The sequence below is a fragment of the Kitasatospora sp. NPDC005751 genome (assembly GCF_040630835.1).
Classification (GTDB): Bacteria; Actinomycetota; Actinomycetes; order Streptomycetales; family Streptomycetaceae; genus Kitasatospora.
This window is the reverse complement of the sequence record NZ_JBEXYC010000172.1, coordinates 1-1,010: the sequence shown is the minus strand read 5'-3', so window position 1 is coordinate 1,010 and position 1,010 is coordinate 1. Positions and strand designations below refer to the sequence as shown.

General features: G+C 68.6%; 1 protein-coding gene. It reads left to right on the top strand.

Features of this window, described 5'->3' with window-relative positions:
- Nucleotides 1-56: 56 nt before the first annotated feature.
- Nucleotides 57-1,010: IS701 family transposase (locus tag ABZ497_RS36885; protein WP_359812535.1), on the top strand; the 954-nt coding region annotated here is incomplete at its 3' end.

Below are 1,010 nucleotides of genomic sequence, written 5' to 3'. Positions count from 1 at the left end.
TAGTACTGCAACGGTGCTTAGCGTGACGGTTGTTGGGTTCGCTCGTTGGGCTGTTCATGGGTGGGGACATATCCGAGGTCGATGCTCGTCGCTGGTCGGACGGGCTTGTCGGGCTGCATGAGCGGTTTGCTCACCGGTTCGCGCGGAGTGAGTCGCGGGAGTCGGCGCTGGCCTACATGCGCGGCTTGCTGGCCCCATTGGAGCGCAAAAACGGCTGGACGGTGGCCGAGGAGGCCGGCCACGGGGGCCCGGACCGAATCCAGCGGCTACTGAACCGCATCGACTGGGACGCGGACGAGGTGCTCGACGACGTGCGCGAGTACGTCGTCGAGCACCTGGCCGACCCGGGCGGCGTGCTGATCGTGGACGACACCGGGTTCCTGAAGAAGGGCGTGCGGTCGGCCGGCGTCCAAAGGCAGTACTCCGGAACCGCGGGCCGGACCGAGAACTGCCAGGTCGGAGTGTTCCTGGCCTACTCCGGCGAGCGGGGGCGGACCTTGATCGATCGGGCGCTCTACCTGCCGAAGTCCTGGACGGACGACCGTGAGCGGTGCCGGGAGGCCGGCATCGGCGACGAGGTCGAGTTCGCCACCAAGGTCCAGCTCGCAAGGGCGATGGTCCGCCGCGCGATCGACGACAGGATCCCGTTCCGCTGGGTGACCGCGGACGCCGGCTACGGCTACAGCAAGAGCTGGCGCTACGAACTGGAGCAGGCCGACGTCTTCCACGTCGTCGCCACCACCCGACACGACACCGTCGTCACCTGGCGGGCCATGGACCACCGGCTGCACGACCTGGTCGCGGACCTGCCCCGGCAGAAGTGGAAGCGCCGCTCCTGCGGCGACGGCGCCCACGGCCTGCGGATCTACGACTGGGCCCGCATCGAGGTCCGGCCCTGGCACCGCCCCGACCGCAGGCACTGGGTCCTGGCCCGCCGCAGCATCACCGACCCCACAAAGATCGCCTACTACATCGCCTACGCGCCCACCGATGCCACACTCAATGACCTA